Source organism: Lentzea indica (assembly GCF_012184385.1).
GTDB lineage: Bacteria > Actinomycetota > Actinomycetes > Mycobacteriales > Pseudonocardiaceae > Lentzea > Lentzea indica.
Map to the genome: position 1 here is coordinate 1 of NZ_VSRL01000615.1, position 542 is coordinate 542.

The 542-nt window shown below is 73.2% G+C and carries 1 pseudogene; it reads right to left on the reverse strand.

Annotation, left to right across the window (positions count from 1 at the left end):
- Nucleotides 1-542 (reverse strand): annotated as a pseudogene (locus tag FXN61_RS49970) (PucR family transcriptional regulator); the annotation flags it as partial.

Below are 542 nucleotides of genomic sequence, written 5' to 3' on the forward strand. Positions count from 1 at the left end.
CGCATCATGTGCAACGCCACGAGCTTGGCCGCGTCGCAGAACGCCTGCGAACGGTCAGCAGGCAGCGGGGAACGGACCGCGGCCCAGATCGAGCCGAGCACCTCGTCGCCGGCCCGGACCGCGACGGCGACCCGAGGCAGGCAGAACGTGCCGTCGTCGGCGGGCAGTCCGTCGATGTAGACGGGCTCGTCACTGCGGTAGAGCTGCTGGAACACCCCGCGCGCCTCCAGCATCTGCGAGTACCGCGCGGGGACCTGCCTGCCGAGGATCGTCTCCACGCGGGACGAGTCGGCCTCGTCCTGGCGCCCCGAGAACGCGAGGACGCGCGAGCTGCGGTCCTCGATCGTCACCGGGGCCCCGATCAGCGACGCCACCGCGTTGGCCAGCGCGAACAGGTCTCCCGCCGGCACGCCGCCGAGGGTTTCCGACGGGTCCACCTCGCCCTCGGCCAGCAGTGAACGCAGCATCGCCGCCAGCTGCGTCCACGACGCGCCCGGCGCCAGGCCGAGCAGCGCCACACCGGAACGGTCGACGGCCGCGGC